This window comes from Enterobacter sp. ECC-019 (genome assembly GCF_043974075.1).
GTDB classification, from domain to species: domain Bacteria; phylum Pseudomonadota; class Gammaproteobacteria; order Enterobacterales; family Enterobacteriaceae; genus Enterobacter; species Enterobacter asburiae_D.
In genome coordinates, this window is the sequence record NZ_CP143759.1 from 4796448 (window position 1) to 4817749 (window position 21302).

Genomic DNA, 21302 nt, shown 5'->3' on the forward strand with positions numbered 1-21302 from the left:
CTCATATGACAGGCTTCATTTCCTCCAGGGCATACTGAAACGTATCCCGATGGTGTGGAAATGGATGCAGTATGTTAGCAGCTCAGGTCACTGATAATACGTATAAAGGCTGGCAGGCATCGCTTGCCCTGCAGTTTTGTCACACCCCTGAGAAAACCCTCCTGCACTCCGCCCACCACGTCGGGCCGCTTACCGTTCAGCGTCCGTTTTATCCCGAAGGGGAAACCTGCCACCTTTACCTGCTCCACCCGCCCGGCGGGATTGTGGGCGGCGATACGCTGGACATTTCCGTTCGGCTGGACACCAAAAGCCATGTGCTTATCACCATGCCCGGCGCCAGCAAGTTCTATCGCAGCAGCGGCCCGCTGGCCCGTCTGAGCCAGCATTTTTATCTTGATGAAGATTCCACCCTGGAGTGGCTGCCGCAGGACACCATTATTTTTCCCGGCGCGAATGCCGCGCTGCGCTCCGTCTTCCACCTGAAGGCCTCCAGCACGCTGCTGGCGTGGGAGTTGTACTGCCTGGGTCGCCCGGTGATCGGTGAGACCTTCAGCCACGGCATCCTGGAGAGCCGCCTTGAGGTGTGGGTAGATGATGAGCCGCGCCTGATTGAGCGCCAGCATCTTAGCGACGGCGATCTCACGCCCGTCGCCGGGCATCCGTGGATCGGCACGCTGCTGTTCTACCCAGCCCGGGAAGAACATCTCGACGCGGCGCGCGAACGGCTCGCACCGCTGAAGACGTTTGCCGGGGCAACGCTCACCGATGGCCTGCTGTCGGTGCGTTTTCTCTCCCACGACAACCTGATTTGCCAGCGGGTGATGCGCGATATCTGGCAGTCGCTTCGCCCGCTTCTCACCACTAAACCCGCCTGTTCGCCGCGTATCTGGCAGACATAAGAGAAACGTTATGGAACTGACCCCCAGAGAAAAAGACAAGCTGTTGCTGTTCACCGCCGCGCTGGTTGCCGAACGCCGCCTTGCGCGCGGGGTAAAACTCAATTATCCGGAATCGGTTGCGCTGATCAGCGCCTTCATTATGGAAGGCGCGCGCGATGGCGAAACCGTCGCCTCGCTAATGGAGGCGGGCCGCCACGTCCTGAGGCGCGACCAGGTAATGGAGGGTGTCCCGGAGATGATCCCGGATATTCAGGTCGAAGCCACCTTCCCGGACGGATCGAAGCTCGTCACCGTCCATAACCCGATCGTCTAAGGAGCGCGTAATGATCCCAGGCGAATACCGGATCCTGCCCGGAAATATTGCTCTCAACGTCGGGCGTGAAACCCAACGCGTGGTTGTCGAAAACCACGGCGACAGGCCGATCCAGGTCGGATCGCACTACCACTTTTACGAGGTCAACCCGGCGCTGAAGTTCGATCGGGAAGCTACCAAAGGCTACCGACTGAATATCCCGGCGGGCACTGCCGTGCGTTTTGAACCCGGCCAGAAGCGGGAAGTGACGCTCGTTCAGGTCACCGGAGCGCAGCGCATTTTCGGCTTTCGCGGCGAGGTGATGGGAGAGGTGAAACATGGCTGACATTTCACGCCGGGCGTATGCCGATATGTTCGGCCCCACAATCGGGGATAAAGTGCGGCTGGCCGACAGCGAGCTGTGGATTGAAGTGGAAGACGATCTCACGGTCTACGGCGAAGAGGTTAAGTTCGGCGGCGGAAAGGTGATCCGCGACGGCATGGGACAGGGGCAGATGACCGCTGACGGCTGCGTGGATCTGGTTCTCACCAACGCGCTGATCGTCGATCATTGGGGGATCGTAAAAGCCGATATCGGCGTCAAGAACGGGCGGATCTTCGCCATCGGCAAAGCCGGAAATCCGGACATTCAGCCCGGCGTGACGATCCCGATTGGCGCGGCAACGGAGGTGATTGCCGCCGAGGGGAAGATCGTCACCGCTGGTGGGATCGACACCCACATCCACTGGATCTGCCCGCAGCAGGCGGAAGAGGCGCTGGTTTCCGGCGTCACCACCATGATCGGTGGCGGCACCGGACCGGCGGCGGGCACCAACGCCACCACCTGCACGCCGGGGCCGTGGTATATCGCCCGTATGCTTCAGGCTGCCGATACGCTGCCGGTGAATATCGGCCTGCTCGGCAAAGGTAACGGCTCCAACCCGGACGCCCTGCGCGAGCAGATTGCCGCCGGTGCCATCGGGCTGAAGATCCACGAAGACTGGGGCGCAACGCCTGCGGCAATTAACTGCTCGCTGGAGGTCGCTGACGAGATGGATATTCAGGTGGCGCTGCACAGCGACACGCTGAACGAGTCCGGGTTTGTCGAAGACACGCTGGCGGCTATCGCCGGGCGCACCATCCACACCTTCCACACCGAAGGCGCGGGCGGCGGCCACGCGCCGGATATCATCACCGCCTGCGCGCACCCGAATATTCTGCCCTCCTCCACCAACCCGACGCTGCCCTACACGGTGAATACCATCGACGAGCATCTCGACATGCTGATGGTTTGCCATCACCTCGATCCGGATATCGCCGAGGACGTGGCGTTTGCCGAATCCCGCATTCGTCGTGAAACCATCGCCGCGGAAGACGTGCTGCACGACATCGGCGCGTTCTCGCTCACGTCATCAGACTCGCAAGCCATGGGCCGCGTCGGGGAAGTGATTATCCGCACCTGGCAGGTCGCGCACCGCATGAAGGTCCAGCGCGGCGCGCTACCGGAAGAGACCGGCGATAACGACAACTTCCGCGTGAAGCGCTATGTCGCCAAATACACCATTAACCCTGCGCTCACCCACGGCGTCGCCCACGAAGTCGGTTCGATTGAGGCGGGCAAGCTGGCGGATCTCGTGGTCTGGTCCCCGGCGTTCTTCGGCGTCAAGCCCGCCACCATCGTCAAGGGCGGGATGATCGCCTGTGCGCCGATGGGCGATATCAACGCCTCGATCCCCACGCCGCAGCCGGTGCATTACCGCCCGATGTTTGGATCGCTGGGCGCCGCGCGCCACGCCACGCGCCTGACGTTTATCTCACAGGCCGCCAGTGCGAAAGGCATCTCGCAGCAGCTCAACCTGCAGAGCGCCACCGCGGTGGTGAAAGGCTGCCGGACGGTCAAAAAAGCGGACATGATCCACAACGGCCTGCAGCCGAATATCACCGTCGACTCACAAACCTACGAGGTGCGCGTCGACGGTCAATTGATAAACAGCGAACCGGCTGACGTTCTGCCGATGGCGCAACGCTATTTCCTGTTTTGAGGAGTGATGATGATCTATTTAACCCAACGCCTGGACCATGCGCATCCGATTACCGCCAGCGTCACGCTGCCGATTGACGTGCGGGTGAAAAGCCGCGCCCGCGTATCGCTGAACGACGGCCGCGAAGCCGGGCTGATGCTGCCGCGCGGCCTGCTGCTGCGCGGGGGCGACCTGCTGACTACCGACGACGGCAGCGAAGTGATTGAAGTGATCGCCGCTCCGGAGTCGGTTTCCGTGGTGCGCTGCGCCGATCCGTTCCTGCTCGCCCGCGCCTGCTACCACCTGGGCAACCGCCACGTGCCGCTGCAGATCATGCCCGGCGAGCTGCGCTATCACCACGACCACGTTCTCGACGACATGCTGCGCCAGTTCGGGCTGGAAGTGGCCTACGCCAGCCTGCCGTTTGAACCGGAAGCGGGCGCTTACACCAGCGATGCCCACAGCCATTCTCACGCTCATTCACATTAAGGATCCATCATGCGCAAGTATTTACCGCTGTTACTGCTGGCTTTTTCCGTTCCCGCGCTCGCGCATCCCGGCCACGGTACCGACAGCTTTCAGGCCGGTTTTCTCCATCCGCTGACCGGGCTCGATCACCTGCTGATGCTGGCGGGCGCAGGCGTGCTCTCGGCGCTGAGCGGTCGCAAACTCCTGCTGCCGTTTGCCACCCTCGGGATGATGCTTGTCGGTGCCATTGCGGGCAGCCTGCTCGGCGGCTTCAGCGGCATGGAGATGCTGATTATCGCCTCGCTGGCGGTATCCGGCGTGATGATGTTTAAAACTGAAAACCGTCTGCTGCTGGCGGTACCTGCCCTGGCGATGTTCCACGGCTGGGCGCACGGCGTGGAGATGTCCGGACACAGCTTCTGGCTCTTCACCAGCGGTTTTATGCTCGCCAGCGCCACGGTGCTGTGCGCCAGCTTTGCCGTGGGGCTGCTGCTGCGCCGTCACGACGGCCTGCGTAAAACCTTCGGCGGCGGGCTGATTGTCTCCGCCCTGCTGGCGCTGATGAGCTGATGGAGCACGCCCGCCAGAGGCTGCGCCTGATGCAGCTCTCCAGCAGCAGCCTGCCGGTCGGGTCGTTTACCTGGTCGCAGGGGCTTGAGTGGGCCGTTGAGGCGGGCTGGGTCACGGATGCCGACGCGTTCAAATGCTGGCAAATCCAGCAGATGGAGCAGAGCTTTTTCTGCGTCGATCTGCCGCTGTTTGTCCGTCTTTATCAGGCCTGCGAGCAACGCGATCTTACAAATGCAAAACGCTGGACGGCATACCTTCTCGCCTGCCGGGAAACGCGCGAGCTGCGCGAAGAAGAGCGCAACCGCGGGGCGGCCTTTACGCGACTGATTAAGAGCTGGGAACCTGACTGTCCGCCCGAATGGCTGCCGCTGTTTATGCAGAGCCAGCTCTGCGGCATGGCCTGGCTCGGCGTGCGCTGGGGCATTAGCGTGCGCGAGCTGGCGCTGAGCCTCGGCTACAGCTGGATGGAGAGCGCGGTCATGGCGGGCGTCAAGCTGGTACCGTTTGGGCAGCAGGCTGCGCAGCAGCTGATTATCGAACTGAGCGACCACTACGCCGCTGGTTTTGAACAGGCATTTTTACGTAGCGACGACGCGCTGGGGGCAGCAACGCCGCTGTCCGCCATCGCCTCCGCGCGCCACGAAACCCAATATTCACGACTATTCCGTTCCTGAGGAGTCAACATGGCTGATTACAAACATCCCCTGCGCGTGGGCGTGGGCGGCCCGGTAGGATCGGGCAAAACCGCACTGCTGGAAGCGCTCTGCAAGGCGATGCGCGATACCTACCATCTCGCGGTGGTGACCAACGATATCTACACCAAAGAGGATCAGCGCATCCTGACCGAAGCGGGCGCGCTGGCGCCGGAGCGCATCGTCGGCGTGGAGACGGGCGGCTGCCCGCATACCGCCATTCGCGAAGATGCCTCAATGAACCTGGCGGCGGTGGAAGCGTTAAGCGAGAAGTTCGGCAATCTGGATCTGATCTTCGTTGAAAGCGGCGGCGATAACCTGAGCGCCACCTTCAGCCCGGAGCTGGCGGATCTGACGATCTACGTCATCGACGTGGCCGAAGGCGAGAAGATCCCGCGCAAGGGCGGGCCGGGGATCACCAAATCCGATTTTCTGGTGATCAACAAAACCGATCTCGCGCCGTACGTGGGGGCATCGCTGGAGGTAATGGAGCGCGATACCAATCGCATGCGCGGCGATCGTCCGTGGACGTTTACCAACCTGAAGGCGGGTGACGGTTTAGCGACGATTATTGCGTTTCTGGAAGAGAAAGGGATGCTGCGGGTGTAGTGCGGTTTATTGCCCGTTGGCACACGTGGATGCTGTAGGCCCGGTAAGCCAGCGCCACCGGGCAAAAAAACTCACGCTTCCGGCAGTTCCGCCAGCGGCCAGCGCGGACGCACGGACACGCTCAGGTCGGACGTTGCGCCCGCATTCAGGCGCACCATTCCGGCGTAAGCAATCATCGCGCCGTTATCGGTACAGAATTCCGGGCGGGCATAGAACACTTCCCCGCGACGCTTTTGCATCATCTCGGCAAGCTTCGCGCGCAGCGTGCGGTTAGCGCTCACGCCGCCGGCCATCACCAGACGCTTAAAGCCGGTCTGATCCAGCGCGCGCTTGCACTTGATCATCAGCGTATCCACCACCGCATCTTCAAACGCGCGCGCAATATCGGCGCGAGTCTGCTCGCTGTCATCGTTATTGCGGATCGTGTTCGCCGCGAAGGTTTTCAGCCCGGAGAAGCTAAAGTCCAGCCCCGGACGGTCGGTCATCGGGCGCGGGAAGACAAAGCGCCCTTCCGTCCCCTGCGACGCCATTTTGGAGAGCATCGGGCCACCCGGGTAATCCAGCCCCAGTAGCTTGGCGGTTTTATCGAACGCTTCACCGGCGGCATCGTCGATCGACTCGCCCAGCAGCTCGTACTTGCCAATGCCCGTTACGCTAATCAGCTGCGTATGACCGCCGGAGACCAGCAGCGCCACAAACGGAAATTCAGGCGGATTCTCTTCCAGCATCGGCGCCAGAAGGTGCCCTTCCATATGGTGAACCGGGATCGCCGGCACATCCCACGCGAACGCCAGCGAACGGCCAACCGTTGCGCCAACCAGCAGCGCACCGACCAGGCCCGGGCCTGCGGTATACGCCACTGCATCAATCTCTTTTGCCGTTAATCCCGCTTCTTTCAGCGCCGCCTGAATCAGGGGAACCGTTTTACGCACGTGGTCACGAGAGGCCAGTTCAGGCACGACGCCGCCGTAGTCAGCGTGCAATTTCACCTGACTATACAGCTGGTTGGCCAGAAGCCCTTTTTCGTCGTCGTAAATGGCGATGCCGGTTTCATCGCAGGATGTTTCAATACCCAGTACACGCATGACTTGTTTTACCTCGTTTCAATACCGCGCAGTGTAGAGCCTGGGCGGGTTGATGTAAAACTTTGTTCGCCCCAGGAAGAAGGCTCGTGTATACTCCTCACCCTTATTAAAGTCCCTTTCAAAATCGCATCGGTGCTTTACAAAGCAGCAGCATTTGCAGTAAAATTCCGCACCATTTTGAAATAAGCTGGCGTTGATGCCAGCGGCAAACCGAATTTATTAAAGGTGAGAGTTACATGCCGGTAATTAAAGTACGTGAAAACGAGCCGTTCGACGTAGCACTGCGTCGCTTCAAACGTTCATGCGAGAAAGCAGGTGTTCTGGCTGAAGTTCGTCGTCGTGAGTTTTATGAAAAACCAACGACAGAACGTAAGCGCGCTAAAGCTTCCGCTGTGAAACGTCACGCGAAGAAACTGGCTCGCGAAAACGCACGCCGTACTCGTCTGTACTAATTGGTTGAGGGCCAAAGCCCTCAATTGACAGACAGAGTAATAGTCGTAAGGCCGTGCTTCCGGAAGGAATGCGCGGCTTGTTTTCGTTTATGAGTCACTAAAAATAACGGGGCATATGGCCGGAAGAATCCCACGCGTTTTCATCAATGACCTGCTTGCCAGAACCGACATCGTCGATCTCATCGACGCGCGGGTAAAGCTAAAAAAGCAGGGCAAGAACTACCATGCGTGCTGTCCGTTCCATAATGAAAAAACCCCCTCCTTCACCGTAAACGGTGAAAAGCAGTTCTACCATTGCTTCGGCTGTGGCGCACACGGTAATGCCGTCGATTTTTTGATGAACTACGACAAGCTCGAGTTCGTTGAAACCGTCGAAGAGCTGGCAGCGATGCATAACCTTGAAGTGCCGTATGAAGCAGGCAGTGGGCCAAGTCAGATCGAGCGCCATCAACGGCAAACGCTGTATCAACTGATGGATGGCCTGAATTCGTTTTACCAACAGTCTCTTAAGCATTCTGCGGCTGAGCCTGCGCGTCAGTATCTGAACAAGCGCGGACTGAGCGACGATGTCATTGCGCGTTTCGCTATTGGTTACGCCCCGCCCGGCTGGGACAACGTGTTAAAGCGTTTTGGCGGCAATAGCGAAGATCGTAAGTCTCTCATCGATGCAGGCATGCTGGTCACCAACGACCAGGGACGAAGCTACGACCGCTTCCGCGAACGGGTCATGTTCCCGATCCGCGACAAGCGTGGCCGGGTAATTGGTTTTGGTGGTCGCGTGCTGGGTGATGCCCTGCCGAAATACCTCAACTCCCCGGAAACCGATATTTTCCATAAGGGCCGCCAGCTGTACGGTCTTTATGAGGCGCAACAGAATAATGCGGAACCTCCGCGTCTTCTGGTCGTCGAAGGCTATATGGACGTCGTGGCACTGGCGCAGTACGACATCAACTACGCGGTTGCGTCGTTAGGCACGTCCACCACCGCCGATCATATTCAACTGCTGTTCAGGGTGACCAACAACGTCATCTGCTGTTATGACGGTGACCGCGCAGGACGCGACGCCGCCTGGCGTGCGCTGGAAACCGCGCTGCCGTATATGACCGACGGGCGTCAGCTACGCTTTATGTTTCTGCCCGACGGCGAAGACCCGGATACGCTGGTGCGTAAAGAGGGCAAAGCGGCGTTTGAAGCGCGGATGGAGCAGGCTCAGCCGCTCTCCACGTTTTTGTTTAACAGCCTGATGCCGCAGGTCGATTTGAGTACCCCTGACGGGCGCGCGCAGCTCAGTACGCTGGCGCTGCCGTTAATCAGCCAGGTGCCCGGCGAAACGCTGCGCATCTATCTGCGTCAGGAATTAGGCAACAAGCTCGGCATTCTGGATGACAGCCAGCTTGAACGTTTAATGCCTAAACAGGCTGAAAACGGTGCGGTTCGCCCCGCGCCTCAGCTAAAACGCACAACCATGCGTATACTGATAGGGTTGCTGGTACAAAACCCCGAGCTCGCGCCGCAGGTGCCGTCGCTGGCGGGTTTAAACCACGAAAAATTGCCCGGGCTTGGCTTATTTTCAGAACTGGTCAACACGTGTTTGTCTCAGCCAGGTCTGACCACCGGACAACTTTTAGAGCATTATCGCGGCACAAAAGAGGCCGCTACCCTTGAAAAATTGTCGATGTGGGACGATATAGCAGATAAGGACATTGCAGAAAAAACGTTCACCGACTCACTCAACCATATGTTTGATTCGATGCTTGAGCTGCGCCAGGAAGAGTTAATTGCTCGCGAGCGCACACACGGTTTAAGCAGCGAAGAACGCCGGGAGCTCTGGATGATTAACCAGGAACTGGCGAAGAAATAAAAAATTTAACGGCTTAAGTGCCGAATATCGATCGGGAAGCCCCCGGCAGCCGCACTGAGAGGCAGCGGCAAAAATATAAGTACGCCCTCGCTTTAAAGGTTGGCAGCCCCATCGCCGACACCAATCAAACGAATTAAGTGTGGATACCGTCTTATGGAGCAAAACCCGCAGTCACAGCTGAAACTTCTTGTCCAACGTGGTAAGGAGCAAGGCTATCTGACCTATGCCGAGGTCAATGACCATCTGCCGGAAGATATCGTCGATTCAGATCAAATCGAAGATATCATCCAAATGATCAATGACATGGGCATTCAGGTGATGGAAGAAGCACCGGATGCCGATGATCTGTTGCTGGCTGAAACCTCCAACAACACTGACGAAGATGCGGAAGAAGCTGCTGCACAGGTACTGTCCAGCGTGGAATCTGAAATCGGGCGTACTACTGACCCGGTCCGCATGTACATGCGCGAAATGGGTACCGTTGAACTGTTGACCCGCGAAGGCGAAATTGACATCGCAAAACGCATCGAAGACGGGATCAACCAGGTTCAGTGCTCCGTTGCCGAGTACCCGGAAGCGATCACCTATCTGCTGGAGCAGTACGATCGCGTTGAAGCGGAAGAAGCGCGCCTGTCTGACCTGATCACCGGTTTCGTCGACCCGAACGCTGAAGAAGATATGGCGCCTACCGCCACTCACGTCGGTTCTGAACTGTCTCAGGAAGAGATGGATGATGACGAAGACGAAGATGAAGAAGAGAGCGACGACGACACTGCGGACGATGACAACAGCATCGACCCGGAACTGGCGCGTGAGAAGTTTGCCGAGCTGCGTACCCAGTACGAAGTGACGCGTGACACCATCAAAGCGAAAGGCCGCAGCCATGCCGCCGCTCAGGAAGAGATCCTGAAACTGTCTGAAGTATTCAAACAGTTCCGCCTGGTGCCAAAACAGTTCGACTACCTGGTAAACAGCATGCGCGTGATGATGGATCGCGTACGCACCCAGGAACGCATCATCATGAAGCTGTGCGTTGAGCAGTGCAAAATGCCGAAGAAGAACTTCATCACCCTCTTCACCGGCAACGAAACCAGCGAAACCTGGTTCAACGCGGCTATCGCGATGAACAAGCCGTGGTCTGAAAAACTGCATGACGTGAAGGACGATGTCTATCGTGGTCTGCAGAAGCTGCATCAGATTGAAGAAGAGACCGGCCTGACCATCGAGCAAGTTAAAGACATCAACCGTCGTATGTCCATCGGTGAAGCGAAAGCCCGCCGTGCGAAGAAAGAGATGGTTGAAGCGAACTTGCGTCTGGTTATCTCTATCGCCAAGAAATACACCAACCGCGGTCTGCAGTTCCTGGATCTGATTCAGGAAGGCAACATCGGTCTGATGAAAGCGGTAGATAAGTTTGAATACCGTCGTGGTTACAAGTTCTCCACCTACGCAACCTGGTGGATCCGTCAGGCTATTACCCGCTCTATCGCGGATCAGGCGCGCACCATCCGTATTCCGGTGCATATGATTGAGACCATCAACAAGCTCAACCGTATTTCCCGCCAGATGCTGCAGGAGATGGGCCGCGAGCCGACGCCGGAAGAGCTGGCCGAGCGCATGCTGATGCCGGAAGACAAGATCCGTAAAGTGCTGAAAATCGCCAAAGAGCCAATCTCCATGGAAACACCAATCGGTGACGATGAAGATTCGCATCTGGGTGATTTCATCGAGGATACCACCCTCGAGCTGCCGCTGGACTCTGCCACCACCGAGAGCCTGCGTGCTGCGACGCACGACGTTCTGGCTGGCCTGACCGCCCGTGAAGCGAAAGTCCTGCGTATGCGTTTCGGTATTGATATGAACACCGACCACACGCTGGAAGAAGTGGGTAAACAGTTCGACGTTACCCGCGAACGTATCCGTCAGATCGAAGCGAAGGCGCTGCGTAAGCTGCGTCATCCAAGCCGTTCTGAAGTGCTGCGTAGCTTCCTGGACGATTAATCCAGGTAAACAGTAAAAAGCTCCCAATCGGGAGCTTTTTTTTTGTTTATTCCCTCACCCACCGGGAGAGTGCCAGGGTGAGGGCATCAGGCCGCAGAGGATTACAGCCCCCGCACCATCAGCGCCTCATCCAGCTCCCGATACGCCTCTACCAGCTTATCCAGCGTTGCTCTGTTGAGCCCGCTCGGGTTCGGCAGCACCCACACCTGAGTAACGCCAATCCTGATGCTCTGCTTGCCCCACTTCGTTCCACGCTGGCTAAACGCCTGCTCGTAGGCCTGCTTGCCGAGGATCGCCAGCGCAGCCGGCTGGTAGTCTTCGATCTTCTTGACCAGCTCTCGCCCGCCGCTGCGCAGCTCATGCAGGTTGACCTCACTCGCCTGCACCGTAGGCCGCTCGACCAGCATGGTGATTCCGCAGCGCGTGTCCAGCAGATGCTGCTCCTCTTCGGGCTTGAGTAACCTGTCTGTGAACCCGGCCTGGTAGATTACTTTCCAGAAGCGATTCCCCGGATGGGCGAAGTGAAAACCGGTGTGCGCCGAGGACTTACCCGGGTTGATTCCGCAGAACACCACCCGCAGGCCTGGGGCCAGAATATCGTTGATCATCTCTACTCCCGCTTGATACATCGTCAGGGAAGTATAAAGGATTGATTATGCGTTGTTTATAAAAACAGCAGGCAGGTGTGAATGGCTGGATTGCTGCGGGGAGTTACTTTATAATTCACCGCCACGGCCCCTTAGCTCAGTGGTTAGAGCAGGCGACTCATAATCGCTTGGTCGCTGGTTCAAGTCCAGCAGGGGCCACCAAATTTTAGCAGTAGAATCATATGATTAAGCCACTCAATTGAGTGGCTTTTTTGTTGGATGAATCACGGCTGCCCCCTTGTTGTCCCCTGAGTTTTCCTCAAGCATTCGCCAGGCTGTATCCCGCCTCTGATTTTTGCTGCACCCTATGCAAGCACATACGAAATCAATCAAACGTAGCCCGGCCTGCCGCTCACCCTCACAAACCCTAAAAACTAAAGAAATCCCCCATCGCGCCGATCATCATCCGTGTGTATTATTTCCTGTAGCTTTTACAACAACTAACCTTAACTCAAATACTTAAGCGCCAAAGCGAAAGGCATCATGAGCACACCGATAAAACGGCTAGAAATCATTAAAAATGCCATTGAACTGGAAGATGACGACATCATCCAGAGCCAGCTGACACGCCTGAAAAATGAAGCGTTTGACGATGAGCTACAGGCAATCGTCGTGGCGCTTGAGGAGAAGAACTACACCTCTGCGATGGCGGCAATTACCGCGTGGCTGCAGGGCCAGCGCGCCGTAACCCAATGGCGCGATCCGCAGGTAGCCGCCAGCAAGCTTGAGCTAAAGGCGCTGGAAGAGCGTCTGCGCGATCTGATTGACCGCCGCAACGCCCGGGTGCAGCAGCTTGATGAGTTCAACGATCTCTATTTCTCCCGTCTGGGCCCGCTGATGCAGCAGATCCTCGCCCTGCGTAAAACGCTGGCAGAGCTCAACCTGCGTCGTCAGCAGGCGGAAGCGCGTCGTCGCGAGGAAGATTACCGTCGCTGCCAGCGCTATATGGCGCAGGCGGTAGAGGTGCTGGCGACGCTCACCCAGCGATGGCGCGATCTCCCGGCCGACTCCGTACAGGCCGCTGAGGCGCGTAAGTATCTGGAGCAGCAAAGCAATCTGATTGCCAACCTGCTGGCCGAAGCGCTGGAGCTGGAAAGCGGCTTAACGCGCGAAGAGGAGCCTGCGCGTCAGGCGCGCGACGACGCTAACGAAGAGTACGAGAAGTATCGCGAGCAGCATCACGATGCCGAAGTGCGACTGCGCAAGGGCAAGGATCTTTCGGAAGAGGATCGGAACGAGCTCAAGCGTCTCTGGCGTCAGGCGAGCAAGCTCTGCCACCCGGACCTGGTGGCGGACGACCTGAAAGAGGAAGCCAACGCGATGATGGTGCAGCTCAACCAGGCGAAGCAGCGTGGTGACGTTAAAACCATTCGCTCACTGGTGGCCCGCCTGCAGCAGGGCTTCGAGCCGCTGATGGCAAGCGACAGGCTGAACGATCTGGAACGTATCCGCAAAAAAATGGCGCAGGTTCGCGAGCAGATAGACATCTTAGTGAACGAGCTGGCAGAACTGGAGAAAGAGGAGTCCTGGCTGCTGGTCTCGTCGCTGAACAATATGGAAGCTTACTTCGCTCAGCAGGAGAAAGCGCTGCACGAGGTCCGCGCCTCGCTCGAACATCAGGTGAGCGAAGCGCAGCTGGATTCCGCCGCCTGACTATTTGGCGTGCCAGTATGCGCTGGCACGCACCAGTTGAGGATCAATCGCGTCGGTTTCAAACTGACGGCTCAACGTTTTCACCACCTTCCCTTCTCCGGTCAGCCAGATGAAGTAGTCTTCTCCCGGAACGGTCAGTGCCGCCAGATGGTCGCCTACCGCCTGCTCGCTGTGGCCCACCACCCATGTGATGTTGAATTCGCTCAGGTGCGCCAGATAGTCTTTATAAGTTTCGTCCCCGACCGTCACTACCGCATGAACCTGCGGGCGAACCGGCAGTTTAGCAATGCTTTCTAAGCGTCGGCGCAGCGCGGGCATGCCGGACTCGTCGCACACGTACAGCTGCCAGGCGTAATCCACCGGCACCACCAGCGAACCGCGCGGACCGCCGATGGTCAGCCTGTCCCCCGCTTTCGCCTCGACCGCCCAGCGGCTGGCAATGCCGCCGTCGTGAATGAAGAAATCGAGTACCAGCTCATGATTTGCCTCGTCGTAGAGCGGCGTATAGTCGCGCGCCTGAGGACGCACACCGTCGCCCCAGTCGATGCCTTCATCGGTGACCACCGGCGGTACAAACACCGCCCCAGGGGCCGGGAAAAAGACTTTGGTATGGTCGTCGAAACCCCGGGAGCTAAAGCCCTCCAGCGCCTCGCCGCCTAAAACAATACGCTGAAAACCCGCGCTGGCGCGCTCAACGCGGAGCACCGTCAGCTCGCGAAAACGCAGGTCATTACGAACACGTTGTGGGTAACGGGTAGATGCCATTTATAGCCCCTTCTCTGGTGAATACGATATATCTAAATTAATTTTCAAATGATAATGATTACTAGTCAGTAAAAATGCAAGAACTTTTAGATTGCATCTGAATATATCTTAGATATAGTTTAGATATATCAAATTAAAGGATCTGTTATGCGACACGAACACGACAGCGGCGGGCGTCGACCGCGCTTTTTCGGCCACGGCGATCTGCGGCTGGTGATTCTGGATATCCTGACCCGCAGCGCGAGCCACGGCTATGAGCTGATCAAAGAGATCGAGAATCTGACCCAGGGGAATTACACCCCGAGCCCAGGGGTGATCTATCCAACCCTGGATTATCTTCAGGATCAGACTTTTATCACCATTACGGAGGAAGAGAGCGGTCGTAAGAAGATTGCGATTACCGCTGAAGGACAACGCTGGCTGGACGAAAACCGGGAGCAGCTGGAACAGATCCAGGTGCGTATCAAAGCCCGTTCCGTCGGTTTTCAGCTGCGCAAAAACCCGCAGATGAAACGGGCGCTGGATAACTTCAAAGCGGTGTTAGATCTGAAGGTGAATCAGGGAGAGCTCAGCGACGCGCAGCTCAAGCAGATTATCGGCGTCATTGACCGCGCGGCGCTCGAGATCTCCCAGCTGGACTAAGCCGGCGCGTGCTCGCTCACGCGGAAGACGCGTACCAGCTCTTTCAGGTGCATCGCCTGTTCGTTAAGCGATGCCGCCGCAGCCACAGATTCCTCCACCAGCGCGGAGTTCTGCTGGGTGGTGGCGTCAATCAGGCCAATCGCGCTGTTAATCTGCGAGATAACTTCCGTCTGCTCGTGGCTGGCCTGGCGAATTTCCCGCAGGATCACGTCCATCTCTTCCACGTTGCCGACCATCCCGTTGATCAGCCCACTCGCTTTTTCGACCAGGTTCATCCCGTCCTGAGTCTGGCTGGTGGAGCTCTCAATCAGCTCGCGGATTTCGCTGGCAGACGACGCGCTCTTCTGGGCAAGCTGGCGCACCTCGCCGGCAACCACCGCGAAGCCGCGGCCGTGCTCGCCGGCGCGCGCTGCTTCCACCGCCGCGTTCAGCGCCAGAATGTTGGTCTGGAACGCAATGGCGTCGATCAGGTCGATAATGTCTGACATCCGGTTCGATGTTTCGTTAATCAGGCGCATTTTACTGGTCACCTGCTTCATCATCTCACCGTTGTTTTTGACCACCGTGGCGGCATCCGCCGAGAGGTTGGTTGCTTCCCCGGTATGCGAGGCGGTATTTTTCACCGTCGCGGTAATCTGCTCCATCGAGGCGGCGGTTTGTTCGACAGAACTTGCCTGCTCTTCCGTGCGCGCGGCCAGATCCTGGTTCCCGGCGACAATCTGCGCGGCCGCGCTGGAAATATTCTCCGAGCCGGTTTGCACCTGCTGCACAATGTCCAGCAGTCTCGTCTTCATCTCCATCAGCGCATGCAGCAGCAGACCCGTTTCGTCTTTGCCGTGTGGCGTGATGCTGCCCGTCAGGTCGCCCTCTGAAATGGCTTTCGCAAAATGCACCGCCTCGCCGAGCGGGCGAGTGATAGCACGCACGATAAACCAGCCGATCAGGCTTCCTGCCGCGACGCTAAAGAGCGTGAGCAGGATCAGCAGCAGGCGGTTAGACCTGAAATCTCCTTCCACCTGCGCGCCTGCACTCTGCATCTCGCTGTTTTGAATGGTAATCAGCTCCTTCACCTTCGCTTTATAAGCCTGCTGCACGGCGAGGGTGGTGGTCATCATCTCCTGAATAGCGCCCGCACGATTGTTGTTCTGCACCGCCTGCAAAATGCGGTAGCGCGAGTCAAGATACTGCTGGCGCACGCTGCGGATATCCGCCAGCACCTGCTGAGACTTTTGATCCTGCAGCGCGTTGTTCAGCTCGCCCAGGATCACCGTGATGTGCTCGCTGATCTCTTTCAGGCGCTGCTGAGATTGACCCGTGTAGGTGCCCTGCTCGTCCAGCAGCATCAGCTGTTGAGTGCTAATAAATTCCTGGAAGTTATCGATTAACTGGTTCGCTTTTACCGTGGTTGGATAGTCACTGGTAATAATGGATTGCATCCCATTATTTGCCCGGTTCAGGCTCAGCAATGATAAGCTCGCGCTGATCGCCATCAGGACAATAAAGAACCCAAACGCCAGAAATAATTTTGTGCCGATCTTTACGTCATGTAAGAACATATTTTCTCCATCGATGTGATTATTTCTCAGACGATCGCTGTTATCGGTAACGAATCCGCTAACTTTATGACTTTGATCGTTTTTTTATTTCATAACCATAACAATGGATAGGTACAGGCTATTAATACCGCCCCATCGATCGTTATCAGACCACCGGACGGGGCTTTTTCAAAATAGCATTCTGGAAAACTGACTTAGGCAGGGATAAATAACCGAGGCACTTTCTTTAGTTATTTAATGTGGGGTTAACAATAAAACACATTAATAGTCACATCCACACAAAAAAAACCGCTTATGCCTTACGGTATAAACGGCTTTTCCGGAACATTATTGACTCAATGGAGCACAGTCACCGCATCCTTAAGGCGTCCGGCGCGGTGTTTCACCATCGCAGAAATATGGGCGCTCTCCTCGACCAGGTCGGCGTTTTTCTGCGTGATGCTGTCGAGTTCTGCTACCGAACGGGTCAACTCTGACAGCCCGGTTGCCTGCTCGGACGTCGAGTGGCTTATCTGGGCGATAAGCTGCGTCACGTTTTTCACCTGCTCGACAATATCATCCATCGTACGGCCTGCGGCGTGCACCTGCTCAGAGCCGGACTGCACCTTACTGGCGCTGGCATCAATCAGTTTACGAATATCATTCGCTGCGCTGGCGCTGCGGCTGGCGAGATGGCGGACTTCACCCGCGACCACGGCAAAACCTTTGCCCTGCTCCCCTGCTCTTGCCGCCTCAACTGCCGCGTTCAGCGCCAGAATATTAGTCTGGAAAGCGATATCGTTAATCAGGGAGGTAATCGAGCCAATTCGCTGCGTGCTGTCGGCAATGTCATCCATAGTTTTGACCACGGTCTGCATCGCGTTGCCCCCTTTCGTCGCCGCGCTACTGGCAGCCACGGAGAGTTTATCCACCTCGGCGGCGGTTTCAGAGTTACTCTGAACGGAAGCGGCCATCTGGTTCATTGTCGCGACGGTCTGCTGCACGTTCGCCACGGTCTGACGCGTCCGATCGTTCAGATCTTCATTTCCCTGCGCCAGCCTGTCGCTGCCGTCACGGACGCTTACCACCTGGCTCGACACGTCATTGATTAACCAGCGGCACATCAGGCCCAGTTGCCCGACCGCGCGCAGCGTCAGCCCCAGCTCGTCGCTGCGGTTCAGATGCTGCACGCTGTTGCGCTCACCGGTTGCGACCTTCAGCGCCTGTCGCGCCACATTCTCTACCGGGCGGACAATCTGCTGCTCAAACAGCAGCGTTCCCAGCAGCATCACCAGCGCGGCTGCGGCGAGCGGCGTCCACCCGGCGGAGGTCGCGACCAGCGTGGCGGCGAGCACGGCAAAAAGCACCGCCATCACGCTGCGCACGCGCCAGCGCAGCGGCATGGCCGGCAGTTTACCCAACCTGCCCTTTCCAACTACCAGCCCTTTATGAATACGTTTTTTACAGCGCCCGTCATTCAGCGCCCGGTAGAGCGGCTCCACGGTGGCAATCTCTTCCGCTGTGGCTTTGGTGCGAATGGACATATAGCCCGTCACCTGCCCGCGGCGCACCATCGGCACCGCATTCGCACGCACCCAGTAGTGGTCGCCGTTTTTACAGCGGTTTTTGACAATCCCGCTCCACGGCTCGCCCTGCTGCAGCGTGTACCACATATCGGCAAACGCGGCTTTTGGCATGTCGGGGTGGCGTACCAGATTGTGCGGCTGGCCCGTCAGCTCATCAAGCTGGTAGCCGCTCACCTGCACAAAGGTGTCGTTGGCGTGGGTAATGTAGCTGTGGACGTCTGTGGTAGACATTAAGGTGGTGTCATCGTCCAGAGGATATTCATTCTGGGTGACATAGGTTGGAGAGGACATCGTGGGCATCCCTTGCAGGTTATTTGAATGTTAATTTTGTGGGTCAATGTTTTTTCGGCGGTAAACAATTTATCTTTAGTTGTTAAACTTGATGAAGATCGCAGATTTCACTTAAACCATACTTTTTGTACAATTTTATAATTCATTGATTTCAAATACTTTCGCTAAGAAATTACCCACAAAGCATGAACCGTTAATGCCCGCTTAAGTCGCAGCACATGCACTTCTTTGGTGCAGTTGCGCGTTTCCGCTCTTTTTAAGGCTCTCTACCGTGTATCGCTTAATCCCGTTTCGGTTCCTCCGGCATGATTAAATATTGTGCAACATTATTTTAACCTGGCGTTTATCCCGATTTTCGTTAAGTCATCTGAAGTGGCGTAATCCCTGCAATACTTAATCCAGTATCATGTGATACGCGATCCCCGGGAGCACATTTTGAACAGGTTACCTTCCAGCGCCTCGGCTCTTGCCTGTACCGCGCACGCACTGAATCTCATTGAGAAGCGAACGCTCGATCATGAGGAGATGAAACAACTTAACCGAGAGGTCATCGATTACTTTAAAGAGCACGTCAATCCAGGGTTTCTGGAGTATCGCAAATCTGTTACCGCCGGCGGGGATTACGGAGCCGTAGAGTGGCAAGCGGGGAGTCTAAACACGCTTGTCGACACCCAGGGACAGGAGTTTATAGATTGCCTGGGAGGTTTTGGAATTTTCAACGTGGGGCACCGTAATCCAGTAGTGGTTTCCGCCGTACAGAATCAACTTGCGAAACAACCTCTCCATAGCCAGGAACTGCTTGACCCGCTTCGCGCTATGCTCGCGAAAACGCTGGCGGCCTTAACGCCCGGCAAGCTGAAGTACAGCTTCTTTAGCAACAGCGGCACGGAATCGGTCGAAGCGGCGATTAAACTCGCCAAAGCGTACCAGTCGCCGCGCGGGAAATTCACCTTTATCGCCACCAGCGGCGCGTTCCACGGTAAATCCCTGGGCGCACTGTCTGCTACCGCCAAATCCACCTTCCGCAAACCGTTTATGCCGCTGCTGCCGGGCTTCCGCCACGTGCCGTTTGGCGACATCAACGCCATGCGCACCGTGCTGAGCGAATGCCGTAAAACCGGCGATGACGTGGCGGCGGTGATCCTGGAGCCGATTCAGGGCGAAGGCGGCGTGATCCTCCCTCCGCAGGGCTATCTGCCCGCCGTGCGTCAGCTGTGCGATGAGTTTGGCGCCCTGCTGATCCTCGACGAAGTCCAGACCGGGATGGGGCGCACCGGCAAGATGTTTGCCTGCGAGCACGAAAACGTTCAGCCGGACATTCTGTGCCTGGCGAAAGCGCTCGGCGGCGGCGTGATGCCGATTGGCGCGACGGTGGCCACCGAGGAGGTCTTCTCGGTGCTGTTCGATAATCCGTTCCTGCATACCACCACCTTTGGCGGTAACCCGCTGGCCTGTGCGGCCGCGCTGGCGACCATCAACGTGCTGCTGGAGCAAAACCTGCCCGCTCAGGCGGAGCAGAAAGGCGACATGCTGCTGGACGGCTTCCGTCAGCTAGGCCGGGAGTATCCGGACCTGGTGCAGGACGCGCGTGGGAAAGGGATGCTGATGGCGATTGAGTTTGTCGATAACGAAACCGGCTATAGCTTCGCGAGCGAAATGTTCCGCCAGCGGGTGCTGGTCGCCGGAACGCTCAACAACTCGAAAACCATCCGCATTGAACCGCCGCTGACGCTGACCATTGAGCAGTGTGAGCAGGTGCTGAAAGCGGCGCGTAAAGCGCTGGCAGCGCTGCGGGTGAGCGTGGAAGAGGCGTAATCAACGCCGGGTGGCGCTACGCTTACCCGGCCTACTTTTTATCGGTGAAACTCCGCCACCGTCATGGTGAAGCGAAGCACGGTATCGCCTTCATTGGCGTAGCCGTGCGCCGCTTCCGTTTTCGCCACCGCCGATGCGCCAGCATTCACCTGCGTCACCGTCTCGTCCACCGTCAGCGTTAAAACCCCTTCGTTCACGTGCAGCAGCTCACAGGTTCCCGCCGGGTGCCCCGGAGAGGTAAAACGCTCCCCCGGCTGCATCTCCCACTGCCAGAGTTCAATCATGTCCGGGCCTGCCGTACCCGCCAGCAGTCTGGCGCGTCCACCCTGTGCCCCCTGCCACAGCACCGGAATTGCCGCTTCTTCGATAACATGCACCAGCGGCTCGCTGGAGACGTTGACGATATCCGCCACGGAGATGCCGAGCGCGGCGGCCAGCTTGCACAAGATGGCGATGCTGGGGTTGGCTACGCCCTTTTCGATCTCTACCAGCATCCCTTTGCTGACGCTGGCCCGGCGGGACAGCTCGTCCAGCGACAGCTTTTTCTCTTTACGCCAGTTGCGGATGCGGTTCGCCACGGCCAGGCTTACCTGGGCAACATCGGCACCCGAATCAGTCATTATATTGACTTTATCAGTCATTGGTCACTACCATGGTATAAAACAGTCAATACAGGATTATTTATGTCTCTCGTTACGCCGTCAATAGATTCGCGTCTTGCCGGGATCGCTCCGGGCTTTCGGGCGCTGAGCATTCTGGTTGAAGCTGCGCCGATTGCCCACCCGGAGGTTGCGCCCGCCGCGCTGGCGCAGGCCTGCCAGCAGATGTTGAATGATGATGTGCCGTGGGCTGATGCACACCTTTCAGGCTGGGATGAGGTGTTTAAAGCCTTCGGCGCGAAACCGAAACGCACGCCCTGTTCCGCCGCAGCCCTGCGCAAGCGGGTACTGAAAGACGGTTCACTGCCGTCGCTGGATCCGGTCGTGGATATCTATAATGCGGTGAGCATTCGCTATGCCATTCCGGTTGGCGGAGAAAATCTCGCGGCGTACTCGGGCGCGCCGCGTCTGACGCTGGCCGACGGCAGCGAGCCGTTTGATACCCTCAAAGAGGGCCAGCCGGTGGTGGAATACCCGGATGCTGGCGAGGTTATCTGGCGCGACGACCTCGGCGTCACCTGCCGCCGCTGGAACTGGCGACAGGGGGTGCGTACCCGTCTGGACAGCCAGGCGACGTCTATGTGGTTTATTCTCGAAAGTTTGCCATCAGTGCCGCTGGCGGCACTGGAAGAGGCAGGAGAAGAGCTGGTCAACAACCTGCAGCGGCTGATGCCGGGAGCCACGGCCCGGGTGCATCTGCTGGAGCTGGCCTGAACAACGCCGGGTGGCGCTAACGCTTACCCGGCCTACAAAATCAAC

The 21302-nt window shown here is 57.6% G+C and carries 21 protein-coding genes and 1 tRNA gene; 16 read left to right on the forward strand and 6 right to left on the reverse strand.

Going from position 1 to position 21302, the window contains the following annotated elements; all coding sequences use genetic code 11:
• Positions 1 to 71 precede the first annotated feature (71 nt).
• From V1566_RS22735 to ureG, 8 genes are read left to right on the forward strand one after another with little or no spacing between them, the layout of a single operon-like run.
• Positions 72 to 899 (forward strand): urease accessory protein UreD, encoded by an 828-nt coding sequence (locus tag V1566_RS22735; protein ID WP_395304706.1) that lies wholly within the window; start codon positions 72 to 74, stop codon positions 897 to 899.
• A 10-nt stretch (positions 900 to 909) separates the two neighbouring features.
• Entirely contained in the window at positions 910 to 1212 is a 303-nt protein-coding gene (locus V1566_RS22740; protein WP_006811999.1) for an urease subunit gamma, read from the forward strand.
• Positions 1213 to 1222: 10 nt separating this feature from the next.
• Positions 1223 to 1537 (forward strand): urease subunit beta, encoded by a 315-nt coding sequence (locus tag V1566_RS22745; protein ID WP_395304707.1) that lies wholly within the window; start codon positions 1223 to 1225, stop codon positions 1535 to 1537.
• On the forward strand, positions 1530 to 3233 hold the full coding sequence (gene ureC, locus V1566_RS22750; protein ID WP_395304708.1) for an urease subunit alpha: 1704 nt from the start codon (positions 1530 to 1532) through the stop codon (positions 3231 to 3233). Before V1566_RS22745 ends, ureC begins: the two co-directional genes overlap by 8 nt.
• A gap of 9 nt (positions 3234 to 3242) precedes the next feature.
• Positions 3243 to 3701 (forward strand): urease accessory protein UreE, encoded by a 459-nt coding sequence (gene ureE, locus V1566_RS22755; RefSeq protein ID WP_134348913.1) that lies wholly within the window; start codon positions 3243 to 3245, stop codon positions 3699 to 3701.
• A 9-nt stretch (positions 3702 to 3710) separates the two neighbouring features.
• Entirely contained in the window at positions 3711 to 4250 is a 540-nt protein-coding gene (locus V1566_RS22760) for a HupE/UreJ family protein (RefSeq protein ID WP_395304709.1), read from the forward strand.
• Entirely contained in the window at positions 4250 to 4924 is a 675-nt protein-coding gene (locus tag V1566_RS22765; RefSeq protein ID WP_395304710.1) for an urease accessory protein UreF, read from the forward strand. The genes V1566_RS22760 and V1566_RS22765 overlap by 1 nt, the downstream gene beginning before the upstream one ends.
• Before the next feature lie 9 nt (positions 4925 to 4933).
• The gene (gene ureG / locus V1566_RS22770) at positions 4934 to 5551 is read left to right on the forward strand and encodes an urease accessory protein UreG (RefSeq protein WP_157189741.1); all 618 of its coding nucleotides are present in this window, start codon (positions 4934 to 4936) and stop codon (positions 5549 to 5551) included.
• Between the two features lie 71 nt (positions 5552 to 5622).
• Here ureG and tsaD read toward each other — a convergent pair whose 3' ends face one another.
• Complete coding sequence (gene tsaD / locus V1566_RS22775) at positions 5623 to 6636, reverse strand: tRNA (adenosine(37)-N6)-threonylcarbamoyltransferase complex transferase subunit TsaD (RefSeq protein ID WP_032650276.1); 1014 nt, start codon at positions 6634 to 6636, stop codon at positions 5623 to 5625.
• 236 nt (positions 6637 to 6872) lie between these two features.
• Here tsaD and rpsU point away from each other — a divergent pair, with 236 nt between their 5' ends.
• From rpsU to rpoD, 3 genes are all read left to right on the forward strand, one after another.
• Positions 6873 to 7088 (forward strand): 30S ribosomal protein S21, encoded by a 216-nt coding sequence (gene rpsU / locus V1566_RS22780; RefSeq protein ID WP_001144069.1) that lies wholly within the window; start codon positions 6873 to 6875, stop codon positions 7086 to 7088.
• A 115-nt stretch (positions 7089 to 7203) separates the two neighbouring features.
• Positions 7204 to 8949 carry a DNA primase gene (gene dnaG, locus V1566_RS22785; protein WP_023333458.1) on the forward strand — a complete coding sequence of 582 codons (1746 nt, stop codon included), beginning with the start codon at positions 7204 to 7206 and terminating at the stop codon, positions 8947 to 8949.
• A 153-nt stretch (positions 8950 to 9102) separates the two neighbouring features.
• Complete coding sequence (rpoD, locus tag V1566_RS22790; RefSeq protein WP_395304711.1) at positions 9103 to 10950, forward strand: RNA polymerase sigma factor RpoD; 1848 nt, start codon at positions 9103 to 9105, stop codon at positions 10948 to 10950.
• Between the two features lie 101 nt (positions 10951 to 11051).
• Here rpoD and mug read toward each other — a convergent pair whose 3' ends face one another.
• The gene (gene mug / locus V1566_RS22795) at positions 11052 to 11558 is read right to left on the reverse strand and encodes a G/U mismatch-specific DNA glycosylase (RefSeq protein WP_395304712.1); all 507 of its coding nucleotides are present in this window, start codon (positions 11556 to 11558) and stop codon (positions 11052 to 11054) included.
• A gap of 125 nt (positions 11559 to 11683) precedes the next feature.
• Here mug and V1566_RS22800 point away from each other — a divergent pair.
• A tRNA-Ile gene (locus V1566_RS22800) sits at positions 11684 to 11759 on the forward strand.
• 321 nt (positions 11760 to 12080) lie between these two features.
• Positions 12081 to 13250 carry a DNA repair protein gene (locus V1566_RS22805; RefSeq protein ID WP_395304713.1) on the forward strand — a complete coding sequence of 390 codons (1170 nt, stop codon included), beginning with the start codon at positions 12081 to 12083 and terminating at the stop codon, positions 13248 to 13250.
• On the opposite strand, the gene V1566_RS22810 is transcribed toward V1566_RS22805, so the two are convergent.
• Positions 13251 to 14015 (reverse strand): siderophore-interacting protein, encoded by a 765-nt coding sequence (locus V1566_RS22810; RefSeq protein ID WP_395304714.1) that lies wholly within the window; start codon positions 14013 to 14015, stop codon positions 13251 to 13253.
• A 147-nt stretch (positions 14016 to 14162) separates the two neighbouring features.
• Between V1566_RS22810 and V1566_RS22815 the strand changes: the two genes are divergently transcribed.
• Positions 14163 to 14657, forward strand: coding sequence for a PadR family transcriptional regulator (locus V1566_RS22815; protein WP_023333504.1), 495 nt, complete (start codon positions 14163 to 14165; stop codon positions 14655 to 14657).
• Here the strand turns inward: V1566_RS22815 and V1566_RS22820 are convergent.
• Both V1566_RS22820 and V1566_RS22825 read right to left on the reverse strand, forming a co-directional pair.
• Complete coding sequence (locus tag V1566_RS22820; RefSeq protein ID WP_395304715.1) at positions 14654 to 16213, reverse strand: methyl-accepting chemotaxis protein; 1560 nt, start codon at positions 16211 to 16213, stop codon at positions 14654 to 14656. The genes V1566_RS22815 and V1566_RS22820 overlap by 4 nt on opposite strands.
• Before the next feature lie 335 nt (positions 16214 to 16548).
• On the reverse strand, positions 16549 to 18069 hold the full coding sequence (locus V1566_RS22825; RefSeq protein ID WP_395304716.1) for a methyl-accepting chemotaxis protein: 1521 nt from the start codon (positions 18067 to 18069) through the stop codon (positions 16549 to 16551).
• A gap of 435 nt (positions 18070 to 18504) precedes the next feature.
• Between V1566_RS22825 and ygjG the strand changes: the two genes are divergently transcribed.
• A complete protein-coding gene (gene ygjG / locus V1566_RS22830) occupies positions 18505 to 19884 on the forward strand; it encodes a putrescine aminotransferase (RefSeq protein ID WP_032660397.1) in 1380 nt (459 codons plus the stop codon).
• A gap of 38 nt (positions 19885 to 19922) precedes the next feature.
• On the opposite strand, the gene V1566_RS22835 is transcribed toward ygjG, so the two are convergent.
• A complete protein-coding gene (locus V1566_RS22835; RefSeq protein WP_395304717.1) occupies positions 19923 to 20525 on the reverse strand; it encodes a helix-turn-helix domain-containing protein in 603 nt (200 codons plus the stop codon).
• A 42-nt stretch (positions 20526 to 20567) separates the two neighbouring features.
• Here V1566_RS22835 and V1566_RS22840 point away from each other — a divergent pair, with 42 nt between their 5' ends.
• Positions 20568 to 21257: a B3/4 domain-containing protein gene (locus tag V1566_RS22840; RefSeq protein WP_395304718.1), complete on the forward strand. Its 690-nt coding sequence runs from the start codon at positions 20568 to 20570 to the stop codon at positions 21255 to 21257.
• The last annotated feature ends 45 nt before the right edge of the window (positions 21258 to 21302 follow it).

What these genes read in the sequence shown, in the direction of transcription:
- V1566_RS22760 (WP_395304709.1), top strand. Translation starts at nt 3,711, where the DNA reads ATGCGCAAGTATTTACCGCTGTTACTGCTGGCTTTTTCCGTTCCCGCG.
- V1566_RS22805 (WP_395304713.1), top strand. Translation starts at nt 12,081, where the DNA reads ATGAGCACACCGATAAAACGGCTAGAAATCATTAAAAATGCCATTGAA.
- V1566_RS22745 (WP_395304707.1), top strand. Translation starts at nt 1,223, where the DNA reads ATGATCCCAGGCGAATACCGGATCCTGCCCGGAAATATTGCTCTCAAC.
- rpsU (WP_001144069.1), top strand. Translation starts at nt 6,873, where the DNA reads ATGCCGGTAATTAAAGTACGTGAAAACGAGCCGTTCGACGTAGCACTG.
- V1566_RS22820 (WP_395304715.1), bottom strand. Translation starts at nt 16,213, where the DNA reads ATGTTCTTACATGACGTAAAGATCGGCACAAAATTATTTCTGGCGTTT.
- V1566_RS22825 (WP_395304716.1), bottom strand. Translation starts at nt 18,069, where the DNA reads ATGTCCTCTCCAACCTATGTCACCCAGAATGAATATCCTCTGGACGAT.
- V1566_RS22810 (WP_395304714.1), bottom strand. Translation starts at nt 14,015, where the DNA reads ATGGCATCTACCCGTTACCCACAACGTGTTCGTAATGACCTGCGTTTT.
- rpoD (WP_395304711.1), top strand. Translation starts at nt 9,103, where the DNA reads ATGGAGCAAAACCCGCAGTCACAGCTGAAACTTCTTGTCCAACGTGGT.
- V1566_RS22765 (WP_395304710.1), top strand. Translation starts at nt 4,250, where the DNA reads ATGGAGCACGCCCGCCAGAGGCTGCGCCTGATGCAGCTCTCCAGCAGC.
- V1566_RS22740 (WP_006811999.1), top strand. Translation starts at nt 910, where the DNA reads ATGGAACTGACCCCCAGAGAAAAAGACAAGCTGTTGCTGTTCACCGCC.
- dnaG (WP_023333458.1), top strand. Translation starts at nt 7,204, where the DNA reads ATGGCCGGAAGAATCCCACGCGTTTTCATCAATGACCTGCTTGCCAGA.
- V1566_RS22840 (WP_395304718.1), top strand. Translation starts at nt 20,568, where the DNA reads ATGTCTCTCGTTACGCCGTCAATAGATTCGCGTCTTGCCGGGATCGCT.
- ureG (WP_157189741.1), top strand. Translation starts at nt 4,934, where the DNA reads ATGGCTGATTACAAACATCCCCTGCGCGTGGGCGTGGGCGGCCCGGTA.
- mug (WP_395304712.1), bottom strand. Translation starts at nt 11,558, where the DNA reads ATGATCAACGATATTCTGGCCCCAGGCCTGCGGGTGGTGTTCTGCGGA.
- ureE (WP_134348913.1), top strand. Translation starts at nt 3,243, where the DNA reads ATGATCTATTTAACCCAACGCCTGGACCATGCGCATCCGATTACCGCC.
- ureC (WP_395304708.1), top strand. Translation starts at nt 1,530, where the DNA reads ATGGCTGACATTTCACGCCGGGCGTATGCCGATATGTTCGGCCCCACA.
- V1566_RS22835 (WP_395304717.1), bottom strand. Translation starts at nt 20,525, where the DNA reads ATGACTGATAAAGTCAATATAATGACTGATTCGGGTGCCGATGTTGCC.
- tsaD (WP_032650276.1), bottom strand. Translation starts at nt 6,636, where the DNA reads ATGCGTGTACTGGGTATTGAAACATCCTGCGATGAAACCGGCATCGCC.
- V1566_RS22815 (WP_023333504.1), top strand. Translation starts at nt 14,163, where the DNA reads ATGCGACACGAACACGACAGCGGCGGGCGTCGACCGCGCTTTTTCGGC.
- V1566_RS22735 (WP_395304706.1), top strand. Translation starts at nt 72, where the DNA reads ATGTTAGCAGCTCAGGTCACTGATAATACGTATAAAGGCTGGCAGGCA.